The organism is Legionella santicrucis, assembly GCF_001468135.1.
GTDB lineage: Bacteria > Pseudomonadota > Gammaproteobacteria > Legionellales > Legionellaceae > Legionella > Legionella santicrucis.
Map to the genome: position 1 here is coordinate 4443 of NZ_LNYU01000037.1, position 8997 is coordinate 13439.

The following is an 8997-nucleotide window of genomic DNA, read 5'->3' on the forward strand; positions in this document are numbered from 1 at the left end:
CAGGGATCTTTATGTTTACTGAAAAACTATTGCAACAATCGCATTCTTCCTTTGATGATATTCATCATTATGCAATTCATCCTGGCGGTATGAAAATTCTACAGGCATGTGAAGCAGCATTAAACATCCCCACTCAAAAGAATGAACATGCTTATGAAGTATTAAGAAATTATGGAAATATGTCTTCTGCAACTATATTGTTTGTTTTGAAAAAAATTTGGGATAAATTAACTATTAAAGACGATAATCAAAATGTTTTTAGTTGTGCATTTGGGCCAGGCTTAACTCTGGAAGCCATGATATTAAAAATATACTGTAATTAAATGGTGCTCATCTCCATAATTTTAATATTTATATAGAAATTTTTTTAACTATCTAATTGAACATTAATATCGCGAGCAGCAGATTGACCATGGTTATCGACTGCTCGAACAACAAATTTACCAGGTTTTGCTTTCCATAAATAAGATTCCCCTGCTTTAGTTTTTGCAATGAATGTTTCATTGATAAACCAATATACATAAGCAACTCCTGCATCAGTCACGGCAGTAAGTGGAATGGTATTATTTTGCTGAGAGTCAGCACGAATAATATAAGTAATTCCATTTTGAGGCGAAGTGATGAGTGGATTAATACTCGCATTTCCAGATAGCGCGCAATCAGGTTCAAAAAAAGGTGGAGAGTGTCTTTGTATTCCAGCTTTCTTAAAAATATTGAGTAAATCAGAAGGCCAAAATTCGAAAATTTCGAAACGTGTATTTGCATCAATATGGCACGTTCGCAAACCTGTTTTGCTATTAATGGCCACTTCTCGATAAATTATATCGGTCTTTATAGGTGATTTTCCTGGAATAAACCAGCTCCATTCCGTATCTTGGCAATAGCGCGTTGGTAACATTCCAGAAGCTTTACAGATTTCTATCTTTTTCAGATTCATTTGTTCTGGATATTTATCTAATGCTCGAACGGGCCCTCGCTCTTGTTTTAATGCATCAATAAGTTCAAAGAACAATGGAGCAGCAATATCTTTACCAATAAACGCAGGATTGGCTTTATTATCAAAGTTTCCTATCCATACTGCTAAAACATAAGGACCAAATACACCAATTGTCCAGGCATCACGATAACCTGATGATGTTCCAGTTTTCCAAGCAACTGGTAGCTGTGTTCCTCCTCGAGGGAGATAGTCTAATTGCGGCGTGTTTTGCAACATATCTAATACAAGGTAACTTGCTTCAGGACTTAATAAACGAATTCCTTTAGCTTTTACTTCATCTTTAATACTACGAATGGGATACCAAAGACCATCATTAACCAACATGGCGTATAATCCAACCAACTCCTTCATAGTTAACTCAACACCACCTAAGCTTAAAGAAAGGCCGTAGAAGGATTCTGAGCGCAGCTGGCTTATTTGCGCTTTCTCTAACAATTGATGCAACGTTGGATTTGTCAATTGGCTTGCAAGATAAATTGCAGGGATATTGCGACTGAGAACCAATGCATCCTTAGCCTTAATTGGCCCCATAAAATCATAATCAAAATTTTCTGGATTATAACCATTAAAGCTATGAGGCACATCTTTTAAAACAGTATTTGGATGAATTAAACCTTGATCTAGAGCCAAACCGTAAATAAAGGGCTTAAGCGTCGACCCAGGTGATCGTTTGGTTTCTGTACCATTAATTTGACCACTAATACTTTGGTTAAAAAAGTCGGTGGAGCCTAACATACCTTTGATCCCCATATCTCGGGTGTCTAAAAGTAAAATCGCCGCATTATTTACGCCCATACCTTTTTTTCTCGCAAGGTAATGGCGTGTAATCCGCTCGATAATCATTTGCGTGCGGTAATCTAAAGTTGTATCAATAGCCTGCTGCCTGAGTGTTGCATCTTGTAGCAGTGCATTCGCAAAATGGGGTGCGTTAAATGGGAGGGCACGAATATTTTGCATGACCAAAGGTAAATCAAACATCCCCTTTTTATTGACGTCCTCAGGATGTTTATGTAGCCAACGCGTTAATAAATGGGCTCTAATTTTACGTAGCTCTTTATTGTTTGGCGTTCTTTTCCCTGGATTTTGAGGAATGATGCTCAAGGTTAAAGCTTGTGGTAAAGTAATCTTATTTACTGAAGTTCCAAAATAAACCAAACTTGCGGCTCCCACTCCTTCAATATTGCCACCATAAGGAGCCAAATTTAAATATGCCTCTAATATTTGTTCTTTGCTATAATGCATTTCAATTTGTATGGCGCGAATAATCTGGATGAATTTCCCTGTTATTTTTTTTGAATTTAAACCGTAATGCATACGTGCAACTTGCATCGTAATCGTTGACGCACCGACTCTGCGGGATTGCACACCATAAGTTTGCCAAATCGCCTTTATTGTCGCCCAAGGATTAACTCCATAATGCCAATAAAAATACTGATCCTCTTGTAACAATGTCGCATCAATGAGTTGTTTTGAGATTTGCGATAAAGGTGTAAAAAGTCGATATTTTTCGTCTTGGCTTAAAGTTAATCTTAATAACTGATGGTGATCATCATAAACTGCTCGCGAAAAACGAGTACTTTCCAATAGCAGCGGTTTTGGTAAAAAAAATATTATTAAATATGCACTGACAAATAGCCCAACAAAGATTATGCTTAAGAGTTTAAATGTTTTGTTCATAGTCGCTATTATGCACTAAAAAGTATAAAATAGATGCAAAAATTTTCAATAAGTTTTCACCATATGGGATAAACTATGACTAAAAGTCCACTCTCTTTAATTCTAAATGCATTTTCATCTGTATTTGGCAAATTAAATTGGCGAAGCCCTCCATGGGTGAATTATCTTTGCAATAAATCAAAATCATCTCCTAAAATGTTTTGGGGAGGTAGTTTTTTACTCATTCTTATTTTAATTGCAGCAGGTTATACAGTCTATTGGTATAAAAACTTACCAAAACCAATTTATACTATTGCGCAAATTACAGTACCTGATATCACACCAAATACTGAAGAACAATTAGTACCTAATAATTTAATTATTGATTTTGGAATAAAAAATAATGGATTTATTAATCAATCCGTTGCACCACTGAGTGAAATAGGTAAAACAGTCACTCATGGTATAGAGATGACCCCTGATATACCTGGAACATGGACTTGGAATACAGACAGTCAATTAGTCTTTACTCCCTCTGAAGATTGGCCTGCAGGACAGAAATTTACGATTCATTTTGCACCAGATTTTTTCACAACAAATGCAAATATGGAGCGTTATGATTATTCATTTCATACTAATCCTTTCCAAGGAACCATTACTGAATTTAAACTCTATCAAGATCCAGTACATGCCGAAATTAGAAACGCAGTAGCCACAATAGAGTTCAATTATCCAGTAAACCCCAAAACCCTGGAGAAAAATACTTCATTAATGTATCAAGCAAAACCAGGTACAACTGCAGCAAAACAATCTTTTACCTTAACTTATGATAAAAATAAGCGTGTTGCCTATCTGCATTCCGAAACAATAAAAATAGATAATGTGACTCGCTATTTACGTTTAACTTTAAATAAGGAAATAACTTCCTCAACTGACTCTGCTCATTTACAACATGAACTCACTCAGAATCTCTTAATACCCAGTGCCCAAGATTTCTTAAAAATTATCTCCGCATCTGCTTCAATCGTTCGCAATGATAAAGACAGGCCTGAGCAAGTTCTTACAATCGAAACCTCTTTAGGCATCAATGAAAATGAATTTAATAAATCGGTGCACATTTTCTTGCTTCCTAAAGATAAACCTGCAACTGTTGCAGAAGAAGCTAAAGAAAATTATCAATGGCAAAATCCAGGCGAAGTAACCCAAACCGTACTGTCTTTAGCAACTCCTTTAAATAGAGAAGCACTCCCCACAGAACAAAACTATTCTGCCCTCCATAGTTTTAAATTTAAAGCTGAAACTCCACGATACATTTATATAAAAATTGATAAAGGAATGCAGGGATTTGGAAACTTTACTTTAGGAAATGAATATGTAGCGGTTATTCCTGTTCCAGCTATTCCTAAAGAAATTAGTTTTTTACATAAAGGTTCATTATTAGCCTTAAGCAGTGAGAAAAAACTTTCCGTACTTGTTCGGGGGGTACCTGCTGTAAAATTTGATTTTGCTCGAGTTTTGCCTGAAAACGTCAATCAATTAATTACTCAAACCCAAGGTGATTTTAATAACCCCTATTTCATTAATCCAACCTTTAACCAACAGAATATCAGCCAAATCTCTTCAGAAACTCAAGAGTTTGATGCCTCTGATTTAGCAAAACAACAGTATACTGCTCTTGACTTTAATAAGTATCTTACAATGAGCACGAATACGCTGGGCCCACAAGGACTCTTTTTATTACAAGCTACTGGATGGGATGTAGCTAACAAAACGGCATTAGATGTAAAAGCAAGTCGTATGATATTGATTACAGATCTGGCCTTATTAGTAAAAGATAATAATGATGGTAGCCATGATGTTTTTGTTGATTCAATAACGCAAGGAACACCAGTTGCTAATGCAACTGTCACTGTTTTAGGTAAAAATGGTTTGCCTATCTTGTCTCGAGTAACAGATTCTCAAGGGCGAGCCACCTTCCCATCGTTAAAAGATTTTATTGATGATAGAGAACCAACAGTCTATTTAGCGCAATTGAATAATGATGTCTCGTTCATTCCTTATAATAATGCAAATCGACAATTAAATTTCTCTAAATTTGATATTGGCGGACTCTATACATACAATCAAGAACTACATAGTTTAAGTGCTTATCTTTTTTCTGACAGAGGTATCTATAGACCAGGTGATTCTGTCCATATTGGTATGATAGTAAAGCAAGCTTATGCACAACCTCAACCTGCTGGATTGCCTTTGCAAGTTTCTGTAGTTGATTCAAGAGGAACTACAATAAAAGATGAAAAAATTACCCTCAATGACTTAGGTTATATGGATCTTGATTTTACAACCAATGCTAACTCTCCAACTGGTCAGTATATGGTTAATCTATATTTAGTCAAAGATGGTTATCCCCAAAATCTTCTCGGTTCAACAACCATACGCGTTTCTGAGTTCCTACCTGATAGGATGAGAATTACTACACAGTTGTCTCCAAAACCTTCTTCAGGATGGAGTTCACCCACCGGATTAAAAGGTGAAGTCAATCTTTGGAATTTATATGGCGCACCTGCTGCTCATCGAAGAATAAGCGCTAAAATTTTGCTCGTACCACAGAAAGTTGAATTTGAAAAATATCCTGATTATGTATTTGTTGATCCATTGTTGGATCCGAAAAAACCTCCTAAAGTATTTACAGAAACATTATCCGACATTACAACAAATGATAAAGGTGAAGCAGAGTTTGATTTAAACCTTGACCGTTATGAAAAAGCAACCTACCAACTTACCTTTTTCGCGGAGGGTTTTGAAGCAGAAGGTGGTCGCAGCGTCACAAACCAATCTAAGGCATTAATCAGCCCTCTGCCCTATTTTGTTGGATACAAACCTGATGGTGACTTATCATTTATCAAACAAAATAGTGCACGTGGCATTCATTATATTGCTGTAAATCCCCAATTAAATAAAGAAGAAGTAAAAGATTTAAAAATCCAACTTATTTCGTTGCAGCCTATAACCACTTTAGTTAAAAAACCAGATGGAACCTATCAATATCAATCGATTATCCAATCTAAAGTACTAAATACCACTCCATTTAACATTACAGAACAAGGTACTGACTATACTTTACCAACCCAACAAATTGGTAATTTCTCTTTAAATGTTTTAGGTAAAGATGATGTCGTTCTTAATCAACTAAAATTTAGTGTTGTAGGTGCAAGCCAACAACCTTTGGCTAAGAATGCAGAGTTATCGATTAAATTAAATAAGCCTGAATACCAAGTCAATGAGGACATCGAAATCCAAATCACATCTCCCTACACTGGATCAGGTTTGATTACAATTGAACGTGATAAGGTTTATGCAGCACAATGGTTTAAAACAGATACAACCAACTCAATACAAACCATTCATATTCCTGCTGATTTTCAAGGAGATGGCTACATCAATGTTGCCTTCATTCGCGACTGGAATTCACCTGAAATTTTTATCAGTCCACTTAGTTATAGCGTTGTTCCATTTTCTGTTAATCATGATAACCACGATATAAAAATTGACTTACTGACTGAAAAAGTCGCCCGTCCTGGGGAACCATTTACCATCAATTATCATACGGATAAACCCGGAAAAATTATTGTTTTTGCAGTAGATGAAGGTATTCTTCAAGTCGCACGCTATGAAACACCTGATCCATTAGCATTCTTTTTTCAAAAACATGCACTAGAAGTTTTAACGCAACAAACAGTAGATCAAATAATGCCCAAATTTATTCAAGATCGAGAGCTTTCTGCTGTTGGCGGAGATAATGGTGAGGAAGGCATGGCAAGCCGTCTTAATCCGTTTAAGAGAAAAACTGAGTTACCTGTCGCCTATTGGTCCGGCATCGTAGATACAGACCCCAGTAATCATCAATTAGTCTATCAAGTTCCGGATTATTTCAATGGTACATTACGAGTTATGGCTGTTGCGGTATCCTCTGACTCTGTTGGTTCACAAGAAACCTCTGCCGAAATACGAGGGGATTTTATTATTAATCCCAATGTCCCCACGTTTGTCGCTCCAGGAGATGAATTTGAAGTATCATCATCGATTGCTAATAATGTTAAGGATTCGGGAGAACATGCATCTATTCGTGTTGATTTAAGCACCTCACCCGAACTCAAAATTATTGGCTCAGCGACACAAACTTTAGAAATTGCCGAAGGCCATGAACAAACGGTACATTTTAAACTGAAAGCAACATCTCAATTAGGTGCAGCAAAGCTCAACTTTAAGACAAGTATGGGTGATAAATCCAGTACAATGAGCGCCAGCCTTAGTGTCAGACCAGCAATGCCCCTCAGCACCTATATCACGAGTGGCAAATCAACAGAAAAACAAAAAACACTCGATATCATGCAAACACTTTATCCTGAATATCGAAAAGTGAATGCTACTGTTTCGACAAGCCCAATGATTCTGGTTTTTGGCTTACAACGTTATCTTGATAATTATCCTTATGGCTGTACAGAACAATTAACCAGTAAAGCCCTACCCTTGTTAGCCATGAATAATCAGACTGGATTTGGCGAAGAAACAAAAGAAGTGCATGAAAAAGTAAATGCAACGGTCCAAATGCTAAGCCAGCGCCAGATGTCTAATGGGGCTTTTAGTTATTGGCCTGGACTTGGCGATAATCAAGGCAACGACTTTGCAAGTGTTTATGCAATGCACTTTCTAACTGAAGCAAGAACCCAAGGATTTAATGTCCCCAATGATTTATTCTTTAACGGTATTAATTATCTTAAAACATTAGCAAGTCAAAATGTTTCAGATATGGAAGCAGCTAGAATTCAAGCTTATGCAATTTATATTTTAACACGCAATGAAATTGTAACTACAAACTATCTGGCAAACCTGCAATTGTATTTAGAAAAAGACAAAACAAAAGCATGGCAAAAAGATATTACCACAATCTATATTGCTGCTTCTTATCAACTGCTACAAAGTCATGATGAAGCAAATCAATTAATTGGTCTATATAAGCCGCAGAACAACCAAGCATATGTGACTGATTTTTATAATAGTGCTATAGCAGATGCTCAATACTTATATATTGTCGCGAAACATTTCCCTAATTTATTGCCACAAGTAGGGGATCAATTATTAATGCGATTAATTGAAGCAATTAATAATAATGAAATAAATACAGTATTGTCCGGCTATACAAGTCTTGCATTAGGTGCTTATCATCAAAATTTATCTAATGACACTGCATCTGCTTTATCAATGACAAAGATTATGAAGAATAATCAGGAAATTAATATCCCCATTACTAATTCAAATTATCAAAAAACCGAAGTTGATAATGCGGTACAAAAAATACGATTTAATAATCCTGATGAAAAAACATTTTTCTATCAGCTTATGCAATCTGGTTTTAACCGAATTATGCCAGATACACCTTTAAAACAAGGCCTAGAAATTTTCCGGGAATATAAAGATAGTAAAGGGAACGCGATTAGTTCAACCCCCCTAGGAAGCGAAATTGAAGTACACATCCAAATTCGTGCTTTAGAAAGCGATTATCTATCCAATATCGCAATTGAAGATCTTTTACCTGGCGGATTTGAAGTGGTAAACGATTCAGTAAAAAATAATACTATGGATTATATAGATATACGTGAAGATCGGGTAAATTTCTTTGGTGGCATAGATTCTTCTGCAAAAGAAATTGTTTATAAAATTAAGGCGGTTAACATTGGAAAATACATTGTTCCTCCTGCTTATGCAGAAGCGATGTATAATCCTAATACGAAAGCACAAGGTGTTTCTTCTGTAATTACAGTTACTGACTTACAGTAGTCAGTAGTTTAAATGGTTATGTTTGGCGTATTTTGAACGAAAATAGCGCCGAAAAATACGTACAGGAATATTGTAGATACTGTCTTTAAAATCAATCCAATGTTGATTAAAAGGCTGTTTATTTTTAAGGACCCCAAAGCCAATTTTCGCATAACAGTGCATATATAATTGTTTTTGGGGTTTTGCATTTTTGTTGCAAACGCAGTACAAAGAGAGTTAAACCTTTATTATAGTTTTTGACCACTAAGGCAGCCGTATAAAACCACTTTCATCCATCAGTAAATCGAGAATAGTATTATTTTTTACTGAACCGTTTACCACTTCAAATCCGCATAGTAATTTTTCCTACAAAATCCCCTGATTAATGCTGTTTAGGTGTTCCCAATATGGGCATTTTAAGAATAGCCACGAAATTATCTCCTTGATTTTAGACTAGGGTCTGTTGACATTTCACCAGCCGCCTACGTGCCGCGGCTTGTCCGCGGCATCCAGTAGATCTAAATCAT

Annotated in this window: 3 protein-coding genes; 2 read left to right on the plus strand and 1 reads right to left on the minus strand. The window is 36.0% G+C overall.

The window, feature by feature from the left end:
- A partial coding sequence (locus Lsan_RS09120; protein WP_272947145.1) for a 3-oxoacyl-[acyl-carrier-protein] synthase III C-terminal domain-containing protein occupies positions 1 to 323 on the plus strand: 323 nt, incomplete at its 5' end.
- Between the two features lie 44 nt (positions 324 to 367).
- Here Lsan_RS09120 and pbpC read toward each other — a convergent pair.
- Positions 368 to 2674, minus strand: a complete 2307-nt coding sequence (pbpC, locus tag Lsan_RS09125) for a penicillin-binding protein 1C (RefSeq protein WP_058514098.1) — start codon at positions 2672 to 2674, stop codon at positions 368 to 370.
- A 75-nt stretch (positions 2675 to 2749) separates the two neighbouring features.
- Here pbpC and Lsan_RS09130 point away from each other — a divergent pair, with 75 nt between their 5' ends.
- Positions 2750 to 8491 (plus strand): alpha-2-macroglobulin, encoded by a 5742-nt coding sequence (locus Lsan_RS09130; protein ID WP_058514099.1) that lies wholly within the window; start codon positions 2750 to 2752, stop codon positions 8489 to 8491.
- Positions 8492 to 8997 lie beyond the last annotated feature (506 nt).